This window comes from Nocardioides guangzhouensis (assembly GCF_004519545.1).
GTDB classification, from domain to species: Bacteria; Actinomycetota; Actinomycetes; order Propionibacteriales; family Nocardioidaceae; genus Nocardioides; species Nocardioides guangzhouensis.
Genome location: NZ_SDKM01000136.1, coordinates 1 through 528, shown reverse-complemented (window position 1 = coordinate 528; position 528 = coordinate 1). Strand labels below are relative to the sequence as shown.

Annotated in this window: 1 protein-coding gene; it reads right to left on the bottom strand. The window is 68.9% G+C overall.

Annotated elements, in window-relative coordinates; all coding sequences use genetic code 11:
• Window positions 1–528 (bottom strand): aminotransferase class III-fold pyridoxal phosphate-dependent enzyme (locus tag EKO23_RS24820; protein ID WP_134721269.1); only part of this gene is annotated, 528 nt, incomplete at both ends.

The window sequence follows — 528 nt, the reverse complement described above, 5'->3', positions numbered from 1 at the left end:
GGTAGAAGTTCGTGTTCGGGACCCGGAACGTCGAGGGCACCAGCGGCTCGAACTGTTGCTTGAGGCCCGGCAGGCCGGTGATCGACAGCGCGCCGTGGGTGGTGCCGTGGTAGGCGATGGCCCGGCTGATCACCTTGTGCTTCATCGGCTTGCCGGTGAGCTTGAAGTAGTTCTTGGCCAGCTTCCAGGCGGTCTCGACGGCCTCGCCGCCGCCGCTGGTGAAGAACACCCGGTTCAGGTCGCCCGGCGCGTACGACGCGACCTTCTCGGCGAGCTGGATCGCGGTCGGGTGGGCGTAGGACCACAGCGGCATGAACGCGAGCTCCCTGGCCTGCTTCGCCGCGACCTCGGCGAGGTCGGCACGGCCGTGGCCGAGCTGGCTCACGAAGAGGCCGGCGAGGGCGTCGAGGTAGCGCTTGCCGTTCGCGTCGTAGATGTAGGCACCCTCGCCGCGGACGATCAGGGGGACGTCGGCGTCGGCGTACGCACCCATCCGGGTGAAGTGCATCCACAGGTGGTCGCGGGCGG